The organism is Leucobacter sp. USHLN154 (assembly GCF_037145595.1).
GTDB classification, from domain to species: Bacteria; Actinomycetota; Actinomycetes; order Actinomycetales; family Microbacteriaceae; genus Leucobacter; species Leucobacter alluvii.
In genome coordinates this window covers 144,554-164,512 of record NZ_JBBCXF010000005.1, presented here as the reverse complement: position 1 = coordinate 164,512, position 19,959 = coordinate 144,554, and the positions used below count along the sequence as shown (strand labels likewise).

The window sequence follows — 19,959 nt, the reverse complement described above, 5'->3', positions numbered from 1 at the left end:
GGGCCTCTCGAACTTCTCCGACCCACGAGCAGTATCCACGAAACGAAGGATGATTGTGACCGAAGATCGCAGCGCCGCCGGCGCCGAGACCGAGTACCGCATCGAGCACGACACCATGGGCGAGGTGCGGGTTCCCAAGGACGCCCTGTACGCCGCCCAGACGCAGCGCGCCGTCGACAACTTCCCGATCTCGGGCAAGGGCCTCGAGCCCGCGCAGATCGTCGCGCTCGCGCGCATCAAGCGCGCCGCCGCCATCGCGAACGGCGATCTCGGCATCCTCGACGCCTCGGTCGCTCAGGCCGTCGTCGCGGCGGCCGACGAGATCATCGCGGGCGATCACCACGACATGTTCCCGGTCGACACGTACCAGACGGGCTCCGGCACCTCCTCGAACATGAACATGAACGAGGTCCTCGCGACGCTCGCCACGCGCCACCTCGGCTCCCCCGTGCACCCGAACGACCACGTCAACGCCTCGCAGTCGTCGAACGACGTCTTCCCGACGTCCGTGCACATCGCGGTCACCGGAGCGCTCATCGAGCAGCTGAAGCCCGCGCTCGCGCACCTGGCCGAGGCGTTCGAGACGAAGGCCGAGCTGTGGAAGACGGCCGTGAAGTCGGGTCGCACCCACCTCATGGACGCGACGCCGGTGACCCTCGGACAGGAGTTCGGCGGATTCGCCGCCCAGATCCGCTACGGCATCGAGCGCATCGACGCTGCGCTCCCCCGCGTCGCCGAGGTGCCCCAGGGCGGCACGGCCGTCGGCACGGGCATCAACACGCCGCTCGGGTTCCCCGAGAAGGTCATCGCCGAGATCGCGCAGTCGAGCGGCCTGCCGATCACCGAAGCGCGCAACCACTTCGAAGCGCAGGCGAACCGCGACGGGCTCGTCGAGGCATCCGGAGCCCTGCGCACCATCGCCGTGTCGCTGACGAAGATCAACAACGACATCCGCTGGATGGGTTCGGGCCCCAACACGGGCCTCGCCGAACTGCACATCCCCGACCTGCAGCCGGGCTCGTCGATCATGCCGGGCAAGGTCAACCCGGTGATTCCCGAAGCCGTGCTCATGGTGTGCGCTCGGGTCATCGGCAACGACGCGACCATTGCGTGGGCCGGCGCATCCGGAGCATTCGAGCTCAACGTGCAGATCCCGGTCATGGGCACCGCGCTGCTCGAGTCGATCCGTCTCCTCTCGAACGCTTCGACCGTGCTCGCCGATAAGACGGTCGCCGGTCTGGAGGCCAACCTCGAGCGCGCCGCCGCCCTCGCCGGCATGAGCCCGTCGACCGTGACACCGCTCAACCGCCTCATCGGTTACGAAGCCGCCGCGAAGATCGCGAAGCACTCCGTCAAGAAGGGCATCACGGTGCGGGAGGCGGTCGTCGACCTCGGGTACGTCGAGCGCGGCGAGGTCTCGGAAGAGGCGCTCGACCAGGCGCTCGATCTGCTGTCGATGACCCACCCGGGCGTCGCGAAGTAGGTTCACCGCAGGCACCGCCGACGGGCCCGGGATCGCAGTGCGTCGATCCCGGGCCCGTCTCCGTTCGGTCGGGGTCGCCGCCGGCGCGAAGGAGATGCGCCGCGACAGCCGCCCTCGCTACGCTGAATCCATGATGCCTGCAGGAGTTCCACGCGACGGTGCGCGCGCCCTCGCCCGCTCGGGAGCCGCGTCAGCGGCTCGCCTGCTCGGGTGGCAGCGACTCTACGACCGAGTGAATCGCCCGCTGATGGAGCTCGCGGAGATGCAGCCGGTGACCGCCCAGTGGTGGCGGGAGCGGCGCAAGCAGAAGGGCGGCTTCAGATACCTCGCGCTCGGCGACTCGACCGCGCAGGGCATCGGAGCGTCGACACCCGGGCGCAGCTACGTCGGGCAGCTGATCGACCGGATCGAGGCCAGCACCGGCGAGCCCGTCAAAGTCGTCAATCTCGCGGTTTCGGGGGCCACGACGGCCCTGTGCCTGCGCGATCAACTGCCGAAAGCGGAGAAGGTGCTCGCGTATGAGCCCGACCTCGTCACAATCGCGATCGGCGCGAACGACATCGCCGAGTGGGATGCGGTGCGCTTCCACCGGAACATGACGCAGATTCTCGGGGCGCTGCCCAGGCACACGATCGTGAGCGAGCTCCCCTGCTTCCATCTGCCGTGGAACGAGCGGAAGGTGCGGGTCGCGAACCGCATGATTCACGCCATCGCCGGCGATCTCGGCATGCGCGTCGTGCCGCTGCACCGGGCCACGCAGGAGCGCGGAGTGGCGGGCGTGCTCACCGAGTTCGCCGCGGACGCCTTCCACCCGAACGACCGCGGGTACGAGGTGTGGGCCGACACCTTCTGGCCGCTCGTCGAGGAGCGGATCGCCGCCGTCGGATAGCGGCGCGGCAGACCGGCCGGGTCATCGCGCCCGGCCGGTCGCCTCATCGTCTACGGGGTGTCGAGCAGATCCGTGACGAGGGCCGCGATCTCACTTCGCTCGGAGCGGGTCAGGGTCACGTGACCGAACAGGCGATGCCCCTTCAGCTTCTCGATGACCGCCGCGATTCCGTCGTACCGACCGACCCGCAGGTTGTCGCGCTGCGCCACATCGTGCGTGAGCACGACGCGCGAGTTCTGGCCGATGCGGCTGAGCATGGTCAGCAGCACGCCCCGCTCGAGCGACTGCGCCTCGTCCACGATCACGAAGGCATCGTGCAGCGAGCGCCCGCGGATGTGCGTGAGCGGCAGCACCTCGACGAGGTCGCGCGCCACCACCTCGTCGAGCACGTTCTGAGAGACGATCGAGCCGAGGGTGTCGAACACCGCCTGGGCCCAGGGATTCATCTTCTCCTGGTGGTCGCCGGGCAGGTAGCCGAGATCCTGGCCGCCCACGGCGTAGAGCGGTCGGAACACCATCACTTTGCGGTGCTGCCGTCGCTCGAGCACGGCTTCGAGCCCTGCGGCGAGCGCGAGCGCCGACTTGCCCGTGCCAGCACTGCCGCCCAGCGAGACGATGCCGACCTTCGGGTCCATCAGCAGGTCGATCGCGAGGCGCTGCTCAGCGCTGCGCCCCGTCACGCCGAACACCTCCCGGTCGCCGCGCACCACGTGCAGCGACCGGTCTCCGTCGATTCTTCCGAGCGCCGAACCGCGCGCCGAGGTGAGCACGAGCCCCGTGCCGAGCGGCAGGTCGGCGGCGGCCTCGACGTCGTCGAGCCGCTCGTCCTCCCACAGCACGCGCATCTGGTCCTCGTCGAGCGCGAACGATGCGATCCCCGTGTAGGCGTCGTCGCGAGCGAGCTCGGCGCGATACTCCTCCGATCCGAGCCCGAGCGCTGCGGCCTTCAGTCGCATCGGCAGATCCTTCGAGATCACCGTGACGTCGAGACCTTCGGAGGCGAGGTTCTGCGCCACCGCGAGGATTCTCGTGTCGTTGTCGCCGAGGCGCATGCCGCTCGGCAACCCGTCGAGGCTCGTGTGGTTGAGCTCGACGCGCACGGTGCCCCCGGCGTCGCCCACCGGAACCGGGATGTCGAGCCGCAGGTGTTTGCCCCGCAGTTCGTCGAGGATGCGCAGCGCGCGCCGCGCGAAGTATCCGAGTTCGGGATCGTGCCGTTTCTTCTCCAGCTCCATCACGACGACGACGGGCAGCACCACCGAGTGCTCGGCGAAGCGGAACAGCGCCGCCGGGTCGCTCAGCAGGACGGACGTGTCGAGCACGTACGTGCGCAACTGCTGCAGGATGTCGTCGGACAGCTCGGGGGAGCTCGGCGTCCGGAATGCCGACGAGCGGCCCGACGCGATGGGCTCCGCCTCGACGAGCGCCGGAACGGGGGTTGCGGGGTGTTGGATCTCAGCCACGATGGCTCCTCTGCACCGGGGCAGCGCCCCGACTCAGCGAGTTGGCCAGTGGCTTCGAGGTGGTGACCGACCGGCCTCCTCGATCGGGCACCCTGCCCGATGCGTCACACGCTACGCCGACGGAATCGCATCCCGCGATACGACACGCATATCGATCCGTGAACGATGCATGACCGGCTCGGCAACGGCTCGCATCCGCGCACTGAACCGCACCCGGTTGTGGAACCCCGACAGCAGGCTCGAAGGAGCGTCAGCGTCAGGTATTCTGAGAGCTGCGATACTGCAGCCCGGGGTGGGGGCGTCAGCACTCCCAGAGCAATCAGCGATTCCCTGCGGCGAAACTGTGACGGATAAAGGAGCACCGCTTGCGCACGATCGACTGGGTCGACGGAGCCATCGAACTCATCGATCAGACCCTGCTCCCCCAACGGGTCGAGGTGCACCGCGTCACGGAGCTGCCGCAACTGATCGACGACATCCAGCGGCTCGCGGTGCGAGGCGCCCCGGCACTCGGCGTGGCAGGCGCGTTCGGCGTCGCGCTCATCGCAGCGTCTGTGCAGGCGGAGCACGGCGATGACGAGCTCGACCGAGACGAGGTGCGTCGCCAGGCCGCGATTCTTCGCGAGGCCCGCCCCACCGCGGTGAATCTCTCGTGGGGCGTCGACCGCGCGCTGACCAAGCTCGACGCGGGCGCCGCCGCCATCCTCGACGAGGCCGTGCTCATCCGCGACGAGGACATCGCGGCCTGCATCTCGATGGGCCTGCGCGGCGCCGATCTCACGCGAGAGCTCGCGGCGAAGGATCGCGTGAGCGTGATGACCATCTGCAATACCGGCAGTCTCGCGACGGTCGAGCGCGGCACCGCGCTCGGCGTGATCGAGACGCTCTTCGAGCAGGGCTCCCTCATCGAGGCGCTCCCCCTCGAGACGCGCCCGCTGCTGCAGGGCGCGCGCCTCACCGCATGGGAGCTCGAACGCATGCAGGCGCCCTTCCGGCTCCTGATCGACTCCGCAGGCCCGTTCCTGCTCTCGCGCGGCATCGCGGACGCGGTCTTCATCGGCGCCGACCGCATCGCGGCCAACGGCGACACCGCCAACAAGGTGGGGTCGTTCTCGCTCGCGCTCGCCGCGCAGCACGCCGGAGTGCCCTTCATCGTCGTCGCGCCAGAATCCACGATCGACATGCGCACCGCGAGCGGAGCCGATATCGAGATCGAGGATCGCGGCGTCGACGAGGTCGTGGGGTTCGGCGGCACGCGCACCGCCCCCGCTGGCATCGATGCCGTGAACCCGGCCTTCGACGTGACCCCGCACGACCTCATCACGGCGATCGTCACCGAGCGCCGGGTGATCCTGCTCAGCCGCGGCGAGACGCTCGAAAGCGTGTCGCTCGAGTCGCTCCGTTCGTAAGCTCACCCCAACCCTCCCGTTCGAAAGGAACACCCATGTTCTTCACCCAGCGTCGCGTTCGCGCGGCTCTCGTCGCAGGCGCGGCATCCGCTGCACTGCTGCTCACGTCCTGCTCCGGCGGCGGCGGCACCTCGGATGAGGCGGCCAGCGACGGCCCCAGCTTCATCTACATCACGAGCGATCCGATCGGCCAGAACGAGTTCTTGAAGTCGGGCAAGGTCGGCATCGAATCGGTCGCCGAGACCTTCGAGGGCACCGCGAAGACCTTCGAATCGAAGGACGATGCGACGCGCCGTTCCAACCTGGAAGCCGCGATCGCCGAAGCTCCCGAGGTCGTCGTGATGCTCGGCTTCCAGTTCGGCGACGTCGCCAAGGAGCTCGCCGAGCAGAACCCGCAGCAGAACTTCATGCTCATCGACACGTTCGTCGAGGGCGCCCCCGACAACCTCTACCAGGCGACGTTCCGCGAGCAGGAGCCGTCGTACCTGCTCGGCATGGAAGCCGGGCTCCTCACCGAGGCGAACAAGGTCGGCTCGGTCATCTCGGTCGACAACGAACTGCTGAAGAAGTACTCCGACGGCTTCGCCGAAGGCGCCAAGAGCGTGAACGAGGATGTCGACACGGTGGCTCCGCAGGTCATCGGCGGCGACAACCCGTTCGCCGATCCGGCGCGCGGCAAGGAGCAGGCCCTCGCGTTCGCCGCGAGCGGCGTGGACGAGGTCTTCGCCGTCGGCGCTGCCTCGAACGGCGGCATCATGGAGGCCGCAGCTGAAAAGGGCTTCTCCGCCTACGGCGTCGACGCGAACCAGTGCCCGATCGCACCCGGGTCGGTCGTCGACGGCACGGTGAAGTCGGTCAACCGCGTCGTGGAGACCGTCGTCGGCGAGATCATGGACGGCAAGAGCTCGAAGGATGCGACGAGCTCCTTCGGCCTCAAGGAGGAGGGCATGACCATCGTCAGCCTCACCGAGGATGCCGCTGATTCGCAGTGCACGATCATGGAGCACCAGGATGTGCTCGATGAGGTGACCCAGGCGCGCGACGACATCGTCTCGGGCAAGATCAAGGTCACCGACCCGCTCGCATAACCCCCGGATCGCCGGTTGAGCCGAGCGCGCCGAAGTCGAGACCGTTTCGCAGTACCCTGGGTCTCGTCTTCCCGCGCTCGCTCAACCGGCGAGTTTCATGCACCACCAAGAAAAGGAACACGGATGGTCGCCGAAGTCTCGATGCGCGGGATCACCAAGCGCTTCCCCGGCGTACTCGCCGACGATCGCGTCGACTTCGAGGTCGAAGCCGGTGAGATCCACGCGCTCATGGGCGAGAACGGGGCGGGCAAGTCGATCTTGATGTCGCAGCTCGCCGGCGTCTATCAGCCCGATGAGGGCGAGATCTACATCAGGGGCGAGCGACGAGAATTCTCCTCACCCCTCGACGCCATCGATGCCGGCATCGGCATGGTGTTCCAGTCGTTCAAACTCTTCCCATCGCTCACCATCGCGGAGAACGTCGTGTTCCGCAGCGAGCCGAGGAAGCGCGGGCTCATCGATCGCGCAGAGGCGAACCGCGCCGTTGCGGAGATCGCCGAGCGCTACGGCCTCTCCCTCGACCCCGCGGCGCGAGTGGATTCCGTGCCGGTCGGCGTGCTGCAGCGCGTCGAGATCGTGAAGGCGCTCTACCGCGAGGCTCGCGTGCTCATTCTCGACGAGCCGACCGCGGTACTCACCCCGCAAGAGACCGAGCGCCTCTTCGACGTGCTCCGGGCGCTCAAAGCCGATGGACGCACGATCATCCTCATCACCCACAAGCTCGGCGAGGTCATGGCCATCTCAGACCGCGTCACCGTGCTGCGCGACGGGCGCAATGTGGCGCAACTCGTCACGGCCGACAGTTCTCCCGATGAGATCACCCGCCACATGACCGGTCGCGATGTCAACCTCGCCACCCCGCCCCCCGCGCACGCACCGGGCGACGTGGTGCTCGATGTTCGCGGATTGACCGTGCCGGGGTCGGGCGGGCGCGACGCCGTCTCGGATGCCAGTGTGTTCGTGCGCCGCAACGAGGTCGTCGGCATCGCGGGCGTCGCGGGCAACGGCCAGGTCGAACTCGCCGAGGCGATCATCGGCATGCGCAAAGCCGACGAGGGCACCGTGTCGGTCGTGGGACGCGATCTCAGCGCCTCGTCGATCGCTCAGCGTCGCGACGGCGGAATCGCCTATATCCCGGAGGATCGCCATGCCGTCGGCAGTGCCGGCGGTGCCGACGCGATCGACAACCTCGCACTCGGCCATCATCGGCGCGCCCCCCTCCTGAAGCGGGGCCTGCTCTCGCGATCGGCCATGCTCGAGCACTCGAAACGGTTGATCAGCCGTTTCGGCGTCAAGATCGCCGGCCCGACGACGCGGGTCGGCACGCTCTCCGGCGGCAACCTCCAGAAGGTCGTGGTCGCTCGTGAGCTCGACTACGGCTCTCCGCTGCTCATCGCCGAGCAGCCGACGCGCGGCGTCGACATCGGAGCGATCGAATCGATTCACCGCGAGCTCTGCGAGTACCGCGACACGGGTGGCGCGCTGCTCCTGATCTCCGCCGAACTGAGCGAGATCATGTCGCTCTCGTCGCGTATCGTCGTGATGTTCGAGGGCCGCATCGTGGCCGAGGTGCCGAAAGCCGAAGCGAGCGAGGCGCTGCTCGGCCTCTACATGGCAGGGCACGCACCCGAGGAGCGCCATCGACCCGGATCGTTCGACGCGCTGCGCGACCGCACCGACGACGCTCCACGCCCTGATGTCACCGAGAAGGGGACCGCACGATGAATGCCGCACGCAAAGCGGGTCGCTGGCTCGCAGGCCCCATCCCGGTGTCGGTGGTGCTCGCCCTGCTCATCGGCGCCTGCTTCATGCTCATCGCAGGCGTCGATCCGATCAGCGGATACGTCGCGATGCTCCAGGGATCGTTCGGCACCGGTTCGGGACTCGCGAACACGCTCCAGCGCGCCGTTCCCATCATCGGTATCGGCATCGCGATCGCGGTCGCCTTCCGTGCCGGAGTGCTCAACCTCGGCACCGAGGGACAGGCCGGCCTGGGGGCGCTGACCGGCGGCATCGTCGCGGTCTACGTCCCTGGCCCGGCGATCCTCATCGTGCCGCTCGCCTTCATCGTCGCGATTGCGACCGGCGCGGCGTGGGGGCTCATCTCGGCGCTCCTCCAGAATCTGCTCGGGGTGCCGATCCTGCTCTCGACGCTGCTGCTGAACTACCCCGCTCGCTACTTCTCCTCGTGGCTGATCCGGTTCCAGTTGAACGACCCGAGCACGGACCTCGTCGCGACCCAGCAGCTGCGACCCGAGGTGCAGCTCGGCATGCTCGTGCCGAAGGATTCCTCCTTCGCCGAGACGCTGCGATCGACGTTCGGGCCCACGAGCCCGGTCACCGCGGTGCTCACCGGAGTCAACTGGTCGATCATCGTGCTCATCGTCGTCATCGCGGGCGCCGTCTTCGTGAATCGTCGCACCCGGTTCGGCTTCGAGTCGGGTCTCAGCGGCCAGAACGCGGAATTCGTGCGCTACGGAGGCGTGAAGCCGGGCCCGCTCGTCACGCGCACGATGGCGCTCTCCGGCGGCCTCGCCGGGCTCTTCGGCGTCATGCTCATCATCGGGGCCCCGAGCACCCGACTCATCGAGGGGTACTTCGTGCAGACGAACTACGCCTTCACCGCGCTGCTCGTCACGCTGCTGGCCCTCTACCGGCCCATCGGCACGGCCATCGCCGGTCTGTTCTTCGCGGCGATCATGGTCGGCAGCGATGCGATGGGACGCGAACTCGGGCTCTCGCCGCAGATCGCCGCCGTGATTCAAGCGCTCGTCATCGTACTGCTCGCGTTCCGCGTGGCGCTTCCCCGGTTCCGCAGACGCGGCTCAGCTGACGGAGCATCCTCGGGGCCGCCGACGGCCGAGCCGCCGTTGAACGAGGCGGCGATCGCCGAACCGCATGCTCCGGTGCCCGGTGCCGGCACCGAGACGAAGGAGTCGGATCGATGAACGTCCTCGAACTCTTCGACCAGGACCTCATCGGGTCCGTCCTCCGGTCGCTCATCCCGATCCTGCTCGCCGCACTCGGCGGCATGATCGCCGAACGGGCCGGCATCTTCAACATCGGCCTCGAGGGCATGATCCTCGTCGGCGCATTCGCCGGTGTCGCGGCATCGTTCTTCACGCACAGTTGGCTGCTCGGAGTGATCGTCGCCATGATCGCCGGGGCGCTGTTCTCGCTCATCCTGGGGTACGGTGCGGTCTACCGCAAGGGCGACCCGATCGTTCTCGCGGTCGCCATGAACATCCTCGCCGTCGGCATGACGAGCTTCCTCCTCGTCGCGATCTTCGACGTGCAGGGCGTGTTCCAGGATCCGGGCATCGTCGGCATTCCCGTGTGGCGCATCCCCGTGCTCGCCGACATCCCCTGGATCGGCCAGCTCTTTGCGCTGACACCGCTCGGGTACCTCGCGCTGCTGCTGGTGCCGACGCTCTGGATCGTGCTCTTCCGCACCCCCCTCGGCCTCCGTCTGCGCGGCGTCGGTGAACGCCCGCTCGCCGCGGCCACCATGGGCGTCGACCCGCAGCGGTACCAGCTGGGTGCCGTCATCGTCTCCGGCGCGCTCGCCGGGCTCGGCGGAGCGCAGCTCGCCCTCGGAAATGTGGTGCAGTTCACCGAGAACATGTCGGCCGGTCGCGGATGGATCGCCGTGGTCGCCGTGATGCTGGCCCGCGCCCATCCCGTCGGAGTGCTCGGCGCCGCGCTGCTCTTCGGCTTCGCGGACGCCATCGGATTCCGCCTGCAGTCGTTCGGCCTGCCGCAGCAGTTGACCGACGCCGGCCCGTACGTCGTGACGCTCATTGTGCTCATCCTGCTCAGCAAGCGGTTCCGCAAGACCCGCGAAGCCGCACTCGCGTGAACGCGTCGCCGGCGTCCCCCGCGCACCGCTCCGACACGCCTCCGCTCCCTGAGGAGGCGGCGCGCTGGGTCGAACGCCTCTCGCTCGAACCGCTCGAGCACGAGGGCGGCCTCTTCCGCCGCATGCACCTCGACGACCACTCGAGCGCGATCTACTACCTGCTGGCCGACCCGGACTTCTCGGCGCTGCATGCTCTCGCTTCGGTCGAGGTGTACCACTGGTACGCCGGCGACCCGCTGCGAGTACTCCTCCTGCACCCCGACGGCCGCGCTGAGGAGCGGCTGCTGGGCCCTGACCCGGATGCCGGCCAGCTGCCCCAGCTCGTCGTGCCGGCCGGCGTCATGCAGGGCTCCTCATCGCTCGGAGCGTGGAGCCTGGTCGGCACGACGATGTCGCCCCCGTTCGCGTGGAACGGATTCGCACTCGGCGAGCGCGACGCGCTGTGCGCGCGCTACCCCGACGTTTCGGACCGCATCGTCGCGTTGACGCGCTCAGAGCCTGCAGCGTCATAGGTCGCGCCGCCCACTCCGCCTCCTCGTCGGGCGCGCGGGGCGAGCGGAGGCTGGTGATCCTCGCGGAACTGCCCCGTGGCGACGAGCACCGCCACCACGACCGCGATCACGATCCACCCCGACACCCCCAACGGCATGGCCAGCGCGGGATCGATCGGCGCATCTGCGGCCGCGAGCACCACGATCATGCCGGCAGAGGCGTTGAGCGCCCCGTGGCCGACCACTGCCGGCCATACCGACCCGCTGCGCAGTCGCGACCAGGCGAGCAGCGCGCCCCACGCCACGCAGCCTCCGGTCATGAGAGCGACGCCCCGCCAATCGGTGAGCCCGAAGTTGTACCCGAGCAGGATGAGGGGCGAGTGCCAGAGCCCCCAGATCACCCCGGTGATGAGGATCGCCGGCCAAGTGCCGAGCGGACGCAGCGCCGTGAGCAGCCATCCCCGCCATCCGATCTCCTCCCCGAACGCCAGCAGGCTGTTCGCGAGGCCGCCGATCGGCACGAGCAGCACCTGCAGAGCGACGAGCCATCCGAGCGGCGGCATGCTCTGCTGTGCGAGCTCGGCGGTCTCGGCGTCGAGCGAGGCGAACTGCGCGTCGAGAGTCGCCTGGAAACCGGAGAAGTTCACGAGGTCGAGGCGCGCCCAGCCGAACAGCACCGATACGCCGACGGCGGCCAGCACGACGATGAGCGGCGCGACGAGTGCTGCGACCATGAACCAGACGACCCGGCGCGCCGGGCGCAGGGGCCACATGCCGAGAAAGCGGAGGCGCTCCCGTCGCGGCGCACGCATCACGAAGAGCGCCACCGCGGTTGCGATCGCCGGGGTGAACATCATCGCTGCCGCGAGGAGGCCGAACCACAGCGTGTATGCGTCGGCGTCGGCGCCCATGCGCCAGAGCGGCATCGCGATCAGCCAGGCGAGACCGAACGACAGCACCACGAACACGGCGACCGCCGCCCACGGCACCCGCTCGAGGCGGTCCGCCCGGTCTGAGCTCCCGACCCGGCCTGCCGTCGCCGCCCTCACCCGTTTCACGTCCACCACGTGCTCCTTCCGTCCGCCAGTCACCCTAGCTCACGGGCGATCCGCGCGGCCACGACACCGGGAGGGGCAAGCAGGAGGGTGGATCGAGGCCGCGCCCGCCCGACCGACTAGAAGGCTGCGATACCCGTCAGCTCGCGTCCGATGACCAGCTGGTGCACCTCGTCCGTGCCCTCGTAGGTGCGCACCGACTCGAGGTTCGCCATGTGGCGCATGACGGGGAACTCCGAGGTGATGCCGTCGCCGCCGAGAATCGAGCGGGCGGCACCGGCGATCTTGATGGCCTCGCGCACATTGTTCAGCTTGCCGACGGAGATCTGCCCGTAGGTGAGGTTGCCAGCATCCTTCAGACGCCCGAGGTGCAGTGCGAGCAGCAGGCCCTTTTGGTACTCGAGGAACATGTCGGCGAGCTTCGCCTGGATGATCTGCTTGCCTCCGATGGGCGCACCGAAGACCTCGCGGGTCTGCGAGCGCTCGACGGCGACCTCGAGGCAGGATCGGGCCGCGCCCATGACGCCCCACGCGATGCCGTAGCGCGCCTCGTTCAGGCATTTGAACGGCGACGAGAGCCCCTTCGAGCCGGGGAGGATCGCATCGGCCGGAATGCGCACGTCTTCGAGCACGATCTCGGTCTGCAGCGAGGCCCGCATCGACAGCTTGTTCTCGATCGCGGTGGCGGTGAGGCCGGGGGTGTCGGTCTCCACGATGAAGCCGCGCACGATGCCCTCGTCGTCCTTCGCCCAGATGACGCCGAGCTGCGCGATGGTGGCGAGGCCGATCCAGCGCTTCTTGCCGTTCAGCACCCACTCGTCGCCCTCGCGTCGCGCGGTCGTCAGCATGGTGTTGGGGTCGGAGCCGCCCTGCGGTTCGGTGAGCCCGAAGAAGCCGATGGCTTCGCCGCGGCCCATGAGCGGCAGCCAGCGCTGCTTCTGCTCTTCCGAGCCGAACTTGTAGATCGCACCCATCGCAAGCGAGCCCTGCACGGAGAGTGCGGTGCGGAAGCCGGAGTCGACCGCCTCGAATTCCATGGCGACCAGGCCGTAGGCGACGGAGGATGCGCCGCGCAGGCCGTAGCCGTCGAGGTACATGCCGAACGCGCCGAACTCGCCGACCTCGGGCAGCAGTTCCACGGGGAGGCGGCGATCTTCGAAGGCCTGGTCGATGATGGGGCGAATGCGCGTCTGCGCGAACTCACGGGCTTTGAGCTGCCACTCGCGCTCTTCCTCGGTGACGAAGTCGGCGACGTCGAACAGCTGATCGATGGTGGTGGTCATGGTGCTCCTCGGGGAAGGTTCGGGCGAAGGGGTGAGAATGGGGTGCGTTTACCGCGGGAGCCAGCTGGCGTCCTGGTGCTCGCCGATGCCCGGCGGCGGCACCTCGTAGCGGGCCGGCGTCTCCGAGAGCGAGATCGGCGTCGCCACGGAGCGCACCGTCTGCTCGGAACCGTCGGGAGCCGTCGCCGCGGTCGCCGCGACCGGTTCCAGGCCGAGTGATTCGGCGAGGTCAAGTGCCTGCGCGATGGAGTTGACACGGCCGGCGGGGATGTTGGCGGCTGTGAAGGCGGCGATCCAGTCGGCTGCGGATCGCTCCCTCAATGCCGTCTCGAGCTCTGCGCGCAGCTCGACCCGGTGTGCGACGCGCTGCGGGTTCGTGGCGAAGCGATCATCACGGGCGAGTTCGGCGATGCCGAGCACGTCGCAGAGCCGCGCGAACTGCCCGTCAGTGCCGACGGCGAGGGCGATCGACTGATCGGCGGCGGCGAAGGTCTCGTACGGCGCGATCGACGGGTGGGCGTTGCCCATTCGGCCGGGCGCGACGCCCGTCTCGAGGGTGGAGGACGCCTGGTTCGCGAGCGCCGAGAGCAGCGATCCGAGCAGTGTGACTTTGACGTGCTGGCCGCGACCGGCGGTGGGAGACTCCGCGGAGTCGCGAGCGCGGAGCGCCGCCTGGATCCCGATCACGGAGTTGAGCCCGGTGAGGATGTCGACGAGGGCCACGCCGACCTTGGTCGGCTCTCCCCCGGCGTCGTCGGCCTGGCCCGTGATGCTCATTAAGCCGCCGACGGCCTGCACGAGCAGATCGTACCCCGGGAGGTCGCGCCCCTCGGTGTCGCCGAATCCTGAGATCGAGCAGAACACCACTCGGGGGTTCTCGGCCGCGACGGCGTCGTATCCGAGGCCGAATCTCTCCATCGTGCCCGGCTTGAAGTTCTCGATGACGACGTCTGCCGTGCGGGCGAGTTCGCGTGCGCGAGCGAGCCCTGCTTCGTCGCGCAGGTCGCAGACGACGGAGCGCTTGCCTCGATTGACCCCCGCGAAGTAGGTGCTCTGCCCGACCGCGTTGACCGGAGGGTTCCACTGGCGGGTGCCATCGCCCTCCGGGCTCTCGATCTTGATGACATCGGCGCCGAGATCGGCGAGGATCATCGTCGCGTGCGGACCGGCCAGCACTCGCGAGAAGTCCGCGACGCGGATGCCGTGGAGGGCCCCCCGCGGCACGCGTTCGGTGGATTCGTTCTCGTGCCTCGGCTGCCCGGTGCCCGTCATCGGTGCGCTCCTCATCGTCTGCTGCTCGTGCGGGGGCGGAGCGGACGTCGGTGCGGTGCGCCGTTCCCGTACCGCCAGTGTAGGCGCAGGCCTGCCCGCTGCCCGCGGCATGCTTGCATATCCCAACGTGTGTAACCTGTGCAAGAATCGCATCATGGTCGCCTTCTCGCAGCTCCTCGCGATACCCCACCTGCACCTGCGCCTCGTGCAATCGGGCGCGGGCGATCCCACGATCACGTGGGTGTCGAACACCGAGCTGCTCGACCTCGGTTCGTACCTCGAAGGCGGAGAGATCGTGCTGACCACCGGGCTCGCCCTCGCACACGACGACCGCCGGTGGCGCGACTTCGTCGCCGGCCTCAATCGGGCGCGCGTCGCCGCCATCGGTTTTGGGATCGGAGTCAATCACGAGCGCATCCCGAAACCCCTCGTCCAGGCGGCGAGTGCGTACCGGGTCGCGCTCTTCGAAGTCCCGCTTCCCGTCCCCTTCATCGCGGTGAGCAAGGCCGTCGCCGAGCTCTTGCGCGCTGACGATCTCGGTGCTGCGCGCGGGGCGCTGCAGGCCCAGCAGCGCCTGCTCGAGGGCGCGCGCGGGGAGCAGCAACCCGCCGAGGTGCTCGCGAGCCTCGCTCAAGCGACCGGCAAGCACCTCGCGCTGCTGGGATCCGACGGCGGCACGCTCGCGGCCACCGCCGGATTCGCCTCCGCTGCGGAGGCGGCCGAGGCCGAGGTCATCGACCTCGACGCCGGCGGCCGTTTTCAGCTGGCCATCGCGGGCGGGTCCCCGCTCTCGGCGGAGGGGCGCTCGATCGTCGCAGCGGGCGCCATGGTGCTCGGCCTCGCCCTGGGCGAGAACCGAGCCGAGAATGCCCGAGAGCGGGAGCGATGGGAACGATTGACCGCTGCGCTCCTCGCGCGGGGCTCGACCGTCCAAGGTTTCGGGATCCTCGCGCCCGGTCTCAAGCCCCCGGATCGCGTGCGCGTGCTCGCCGTGCAGGGCACGGCGGAAGATCTGGCATCGTGGCGCAGGAAGCCGCGTTCGGGTCTCGACCGGCTCGTCGCCCCCAACGATGCCCCGGCCCCCGCGCCGGGCGTCGGCCTCGCCTGGCAGATCGTCGACGACCACCCCGGAGCGCTCGACACTGCACTCGCGACCGCCGCGTCGTGCAACCTCGATGTCGTCGTCGGCCGCCCGTCACCGCTCGCAGACGCCGTGCAGAGCCGGCGGTCGGCGGCGGGCCGATTGCGCGCCCTCTCCCCCACCGCGCCCCTCTACACGGCGCCGCGGGTGCCAGCGGTCATCTGGGCGGATCGCGATACGCCGATTCTCGAAGCCCTCCTGGAGCTCGACGCCGCAGACGCCCGCGACGCCGCAGGGTCTGATGCGGGCACGGGCGCGGCGGGATCCGGCGCCGCACCGATGTCGCAGCGGGTACTCGGCCCGCTCTCCGAGTCATACGACGCGCTCGCCCCGGATGCGATGAGCGCCGAGGATCGCGCCATGCTCCGCGAGACGCTCCATGCGCTCTTCGCCGCGAACGGTCAGCGAGGCCCGACGGCGGCAACCCTCGGGATCCACCGCAACACGCTTCGCGATCGCGTCGCCCGCATCGAGCGCGTGACCGCCCGCTCCGTCAGCGATCCCGACGACCGGGCGGAGCTCTGGATCGCGCTGCGACTCGAGGCGGCCGTCGCGCCGGAGCGGTCTCAGTAGAGGAGGAACTGAGCGGTGCCCGTGCCCTGCGTTCCAGCGGCGGTGGCGCGGAGGTGATACGACGCGCCGCCAGCGGCGACCGGATCGCGGGAGATGTCGCAGGTCTCGGGGCTCGACCGGGTGCGATCCCAGGGAATCGCCTCGGTGTCGAGTGGCTTGCCGGGTTCGAGGATCACGGCGAGGTGCTCCGCGTTCTCCTGGCAATCCGCCGACCGCCATACCTCGTCATCACCGCTGGCGATGACGAACTGCAGGTTCGCGCTGCCGAGGTCGGCGGAGCACGGCTCCTCGCCGGTGTTCTCGACGCTGAGCGAGAGCTGAGGCAGCTCACCCGCGGCGTAGTCCCCCTTGTCGGTCGCCGGGGTCACCGAGAACTGGCCCGCGCTGCAGGCTGCGACGTCGCCGTCTCCGGCGCCGTCGGCGTCGTCGGAATCGGGTGCCGGGGATTCGACGAGGTCTTCGGGCACTTCGACCTCGCCCGCGCTGGCCACGCCCCCGCTCGACCCCGGTCGCACGATGATCAGCACGACGACCGCGACCACGGCGAGCAGCACCAGCAGCACGATCAGCCGACGGCGGACGTACACCTTGCGGTCTTTCGGCCCCACCGGATCCCTCAGTGTCGACATGGCGTCAGCGTAGCGGCGTTCGCGCCCTACAGGTGCTTCAGCATGCGCGTGTTGCCCAGCGTGTTCGGTTTCACCCTCGCCAGGTCCAGGAACTCCGCGACGCCCTCATCGCTCGAGCGCAGCAGCTCGGCGTACACCTCGGCGGCGATGAGCTCGGTGTCTTCGCTCATGCGCTCGAAGCCGTGCTTGCCGAAGAACTCGGTTTCGAACGTGAGGCAGAAGAGCTGCGCGAGTCCGAGGGAGCGTGCTCGTTCTTCGAGCGCGGTGAGCAGGAGATGCCCCACCCCCCGCCCGAGCAGCGCTTCGGCCACCCCGAGCGTGCGCACTTCGCCCAGCTGCTCCCACATGACGTGCACGGCTCCGTACCCCACGACGGCGTCGTCGACGTCGACCGCGACCAGGAACTCGGGCACGGCGGCGTAGAGATCGACGAGGTCCTTGCCGAGAAGAATGCGTCTCGCGACGAGCGGCTCCATCAGTGCGACCATCTGCGGCACGTCTCCCGTGCGCGCGCTGCGGATGCTGATCTCAGGTGCGGCGCTCATCGTTCCAGTCTACGCCCGGGGTGCCCGCGCCCCGCCTCGCGGCGTGCGCTCCCCCATCCGCACACGGCCCCGCGGCGTGCGCCGGGGCCCCTTCTGCGCGGAGTGTGTTACTCGCCGATGCCGGGAGTCGCGGCGGTCGAGGCCACGGCGGCCGCGGCCGAAGCCGAGGCGGCTCCCGCGTCCCGATCCGCGCGCGGCTCGGTGGCGAAGGTGAACTCGCCGTCGACGAAGTCGACCTTCACGAGGTCGCCCGCCAGCAACTCGGCGCTCAGGATGCGCTCCGAGAGGCGATCCTCGATCTCCCGCTGCATCGCGCGGCGCAGCGGACGCGCACCGAGCGTCGGGTCGTAGCCCACCTCGGAGAGGCGCTCGCGCGCCGCGACCGAGATCTCGATGTGCATGTCGCGATCGAGCAGGCGATCCTTCAGCTGCTTCACGAACAGATCGACGATCTGCAGCAGCTCCGGCTTGGTGAGCTGCGGGAACACGATCGTGTCGTCGACACGGTTCAGGAACTCCGGCTTGAAGTGCTTCTTGAGCTCCTCGTTCACCTTGCCCTTCATCATGTCGTACCCGACCGACGAGTCGCCCTCGAGCTGGAAGCCCACCGGGCCGCCGGCGATCGCGGTCGATCCGAGGTTCGTCGTCATGATGATGACGGTGTTCTTGAAGTCGATCACGCGACCCTGACCGTCGGTGAGGCGACCCTCTTCGAGGATCTGCAGCAGCGAGTTGAAGATGTCGGGGTGAGCCTTCTCGATCTCGTCGAAGAGCACGACGGAGAACGGCTTGCGGCGCACCTTCTCGGTGAGCTGGCCGCCCTCTTCGAACCCGACGAACCCCGGAGGGGCGCCGAAGAGACGCGAAACGGTGTGCTTCTCGCCGTACTCCGACATGTCGAGCGAGATCAGCGCATCCTCGTCATCGAACAGGAACTCGGCGAGCGCCTTCGCGAGCTCCGTCTTGCCGACGCCCGTCGGGCCGGCGAAGATGAACGAGCCGGAGGGGCGCTTCGGATCCTTGAGGCCCGCGCGCTGGCGACGGATCGTCTTCGCGAGTGCCGAGATGGCCTCGTTCTGGCCGATGACGCGCTGGTGGAGCGCGTCTTCCATGAAGCGGAGCCGCGAGGTCTCCTCCTCGGTCAGCTTGAACACCGGGATGCCGGTCGCCTGAGCGAGCACCTCGGCGATCAGTCCCTCGTCGACCTCGGCCTGGGTGGCCACGTCGCCCGAACGCCACTGCTTCTCGAGGCGCAGTCGCTCGGCGATCAGCTTCTTCTCCTCGTCGCGCTTGTTGGCGGCGGCTTCGAAGTCCTGACCCTCGATCGCCTGCTCCTTCTCAGCACGGACGACGGCGATCTTCTCGTCGAACTCCCGCAGCTCCGGCGGGCTCGACAGGATCGACAGGCGGAGGCGTGCGCCGGCCTCGTCGATCAGGTCGATGGCCTTGTCCGGCAGGAAGCGATCCTGCACGTACCGATCGGCGAGATTCACCGCGGCGACGATGGCGCCGTCGGTGATGGAGACCTTGTGGTGCGCCTCGTAACGGTCGCGCAGGCCCTTCAAGATGTTGATCGAGTGCGGGAGCGACGGCTCCGCGACCTGGATCGACTGGAAGCGGCGCTCGAGCGCTGCGTCCTTCTCGAAGTGCTTGCGGTACTCGTCGAGCGTGGTGGCGCCGATCGTCTGGAGCTCACCGCGCGCGAGCATCGGCTTCAGAATGTTGGCCGCGTCGATCGCGCCTTCTGCCGCACCGGCACCCACGAGCGTGTGGATCTCATCGATGAAGATGATGATGTCGCCTCGGTTGCGGATCTCCTTGGTGACCTTCTTCAGGCGCTCCTCGAAGTCGCCGCGGTAGCGGCTGCCCGCGATCATGGAGCCGAGGTCGAGCACGTAGACCTGCTTGTCCTTGAGCGTCTCGGGCACCTCGCCCTTGATGATCGCCTGCGCGAGACCCTCGACGACGGCGGTCTTGCCGACGCCGGGCTCGCCGATCAGCACCGGGTTGTTCTTGGTGCGGCGCGAGAGGATCTGCATGACCCGCTCGACTTCCTTCTCACGGCCGATCACGGGGTCGAGCCTGCCCTCGCGGGCCGCCTGCGTGAGGTTGCGGCCGAACTGATCGAGCACCTGCGAGCCCTTGGACTCGCCGCCCGACTCCGGCGCACCCACGGTCGCGCTCTCCTTGCCGGCCTGGTAGCCGGAGAGCAGCTGGATCACGGTCTGGCGCACGCGGTTGAGATCGGCGCCGAGCTTCACGAGCACCTGCGCGGCGACGCCTTCGCCTTCGCGGATCAGGCCGAGCAGGATGTGCTCGGTGCCGATGTAGTTGTGGCCCAGCTGCAGCGCTTCGCGCAGGCTCAGCTCGAGCACCTTCTTGGCGCGCGGCGTGAACGGGATGTGACCCGCCGGCGGCTGCTGCCCGGTGCCGATGATGTCGGTGACCTGCGCACGCACTGCGTCGAGCGAGATCTCGAGCTGCTCGAGCGCCTTCGCTGCAACGCCCTCGCCCTCGTGGATCAGGCCCAGCAGAATGTGCTCAGTACCGATGTAATTGTGGTTGAGCATCTTCGCCTCTTCCTGGGCGAGCACCACAACCCGGCGAGCACGATCAGTGAATCTCTCGAACATCTCCTACCTCCTTGCGACGCCTGTAGCACGGGAAAGGCGCCGCCGATGGAAACAGGCTACGTGGTGATCCCGTATCGCGGGGCCGTGTTCGCCGCAGGCGTGACGGGCGGTTGACGGACGAGCCCAGCATCCCGTAGCTTATCGAT

General features: G+C 68.7%; 16 protein-coding genes. 9 read left to right on the top strand and 7 right to left on the bottom strand.

Annotated features, from left to right (window positions below):
- Nucleotides 1-55 precede the first annotated feature (55 nt).
- On the top strand, nt 56-1,483 hold the full coding sequence (locus tag WFH23_RS10535) for a class II fumarate hydratase (RefSeq protein WP_336662483.1): 1,428 nt from the start codon (nt 56-58) through the stop codon (nt 1,481-1,483).
- 130 nt (nt 1,484-1,613) lie between these two features.
- The gene (locus tag WFH23_RS10530) at nt 1,614-2,372 is read left to right on the top strand and encodes an SGNH/GDSL hydrolase family protein (RefSeq protein WP_336662482.1); all 759 of its coding nucleotides are present in this window, start codon (nt 1,614-1,616) and stop codon (nt 2,370-2,372) included.
- Between the two features lie 50 nt (nt 2,373-2,422).
- Here WFH23_RS10530 and WFH23_RS10525 read toward each other — a convergent pair whose 3' ends face one another.
- Nucleotides 2,423-3,730, bottom strand: coding sequence for a PhoH family protein (locus WFH23_RS10525; protein ID WP_336662599.1), 1,308 nt, complete (start codon nt 3,728-3,730; stop codon nt 2,423-2,425).
- Between the two features lie 470 nt (nt 3,731-4,200).
- On the opposite strand from WFH23_RS10525, the gene mtnA reads away from it, so the two are divergent.
- The 6 genes from mtnA to WFH23_RS10495 all read left to right on the top strand — a co-directional run bounded on the left by mtnA (nt 4,201) and on the right by WFH23_RS10495 (nt 10,703).
- Nucleotides 4,201-5,244 (top strand): S-methyl-5-thioribose-1-phosphate isomerase, encoded by a 1,044-nt coding sequence (gene mtnA, locus WFH23_RS10520; RefSeq protein ID WP_211648845.1) that lies wholly within the window; start codon nt 4,201-4,203, stop codon nt 5,242-5,244.
- A 35-nt stretch (nt 5,245-5,279) separates the two neighbouring features.
- Complete coding sequence (locus WFH23_RS10515; protein ID WP_090150926.1) at nt 5,280-6,332, top strand: BMP family ABC transporter substrate-binding protein; 1,053 nt, start codon at nt 5,280-5,282, stop codon at nt 6,330-6,332.
- 123 nt (nt 6,333-6,455) lie between these two features.
- Nucleotides 6,456-8,057: an ABC transporter ATP-binding protein gene (locus tag WFH23_RS10510; protein WP_336662481.1), complete on the top strand. Its 1,602-nt coding sequence runs from the start codon at nt 6,456-6,458 to the stop codon at nt 8,055-8,057.
- Nucleotides 8,054-9,280 carry an ABC transporter permease subunit gene (locus WFH23_RS10505; protein WP_090150934.1) on the top strand — a complete coding sequence of 409 codons (1,227 nt, stop codon included), beginning with the start codon at nt 8,054-8,056 and terminating at the stop codon, nt 9,278-9,280. The genes WFH23_RS10510 and WFH23_RS10505 overlap by 4 nt, the downstream gene beginning before the upstream one ends.
- A complete protein-coding gene (locus tag WFH23_RS10500; protein ID WP_090150938.1) occupies nt 9,277-10,191 on the top strand; it encodes an ABC transporter permease in 915 nt (304 codons plus the stop codon). The genes WFH23_RS10505 and WFH23_RS10500 overlap by 4 nt, the downstream gene beginning before the upstream one ends.
- Nucleotides 10,188-10,703, top strand: coding sequence for a cupin domain-containing protein (locus WFH23_RS10495; protein ID WP_336662480.1), 516 nt, complete (start codon nt 10,188-10,190; stop codon nt 10,701-10,703). Before WFH23_RS10500 ends, WFH23_RS10495 begins: the two co-directional genes overlap by 4 nt.
- Here the strand turns inward: WFH23_RS10495 and WFH23_RS10490 are convergent.
- The 3 genes from WFH23_RS10490 to WFH23_RS10480 form a co-directional block, all read right to left on the bottom strand.
- Nucleotides 10,643-11,746 (bottom strand): CPBP family intramembrane glutamic endopeptidase, encoded by a 1,104-nt coding sequence (locus tag WFH23_RS10490; RefSeq protein WP_336662479.1) that lies wholly within the window; start codon nt 11,744-11,746, stop codon nt 10,643-10,645. The genes WFH23_RS10495 and WFH23_RS10490 overlap by 61 nt on opposite strands.
- Nucleotides 11,747-11,856: 110 nt before the next feature.
- The gene (locus WFH23_RS10485; protein WP_336662478.1) at nt 11,857-13,020 is read right to left on the bottom strand and encodes an acyl-CoA dehydrogenase family protein; all 1,164 of its coding nucleotides are present in this window, start codon (nt 13,018-13,020) and stop codon (nt 11,857-11,859) included.
- Nucleotides 13,021-13,068: 48 nt separating this feature from the next.
- Nucleotides 13,069-14,292 carry a CaiB/BaiF CoA transferase family protein gene (locus tag WFH23_RS10480; RefSeq protein ID WP_336662477.1) on the bottom strand — a complete coding sequence of 408 codons (1,224 nt, stop codon included), beginning with the start codon at nt 14,290-14,292 and terminating at the stop codon, nt 13,069-13,071.
- Between the two features lie 154 nt (nt 14,293-14,446).
- On the opposite strand from WFH23_RS10480, the gene WFH23_RS10475 reads away from it, so the two are divergent.
- Nucleotides 14,447-16,006 carry a PucR family transcriptional regulator gene (locus WFH23_RS10475; RefSeq protein ID WP_336662476.1) on the top strand — a complete coding sequence of 520 codons (1,560 nt, stop codon included), beginning with the start codon at nt 14,447-14,449 and terminating at the stop codon, nt 16,004-16,006.
- On the opposite strand, the gene WFH23_RS10470 is transcribed toward WFH23_RS10475, so the two are convergent.
- The 3 genes from WFH23_RS10470 to WFH23_RS10460 form a co-directional block, all read right to left on the bottom strand.
- On the bottom strand, nt 16,000-16,635 hold the full coding sequence (locus tag WFH23_RS10470) for a hypothetical protein (RefSeq protein ID WP_336662475.1): 636 nt from the start codon (nt 16,633-16,635) through the stop codon (nt 16,000-16,002). The genes WFH23_RS10475 and WFH23_RS10470 overlap by 7 nt on opposite strands.
- A gap of 26 nt (nt 16,636-16,661) precedes the next feature.
- Nucleotides 16,662-17,180, bottom strand: coding sequence for an amino-acid N-acetyltransferase (locus WFH23_RS10465; RefSeq protein WP_090150960.1), 519 nt, complete (start codon nt 17,178-17,180; stop codon nt 16,662-16,664).
- A gap of 107 nt (nt 17,181-17,287) precedes the next feature.
- Nucleotides 17,288-19,813 (bottom strand): ATP-dependent Clp protease ATP-binding subunit, encoded by a 2,526-nt coding sequence (locus tag WFH23_RS10460; protein ID WP_090150963.1) that lies wholly within the window; start codon nt 19,811-19,813, stop codon nt 17,288-17,290.
- Nucleotides 19,814-19,959 lie beyond the last annotated feature (146 nt).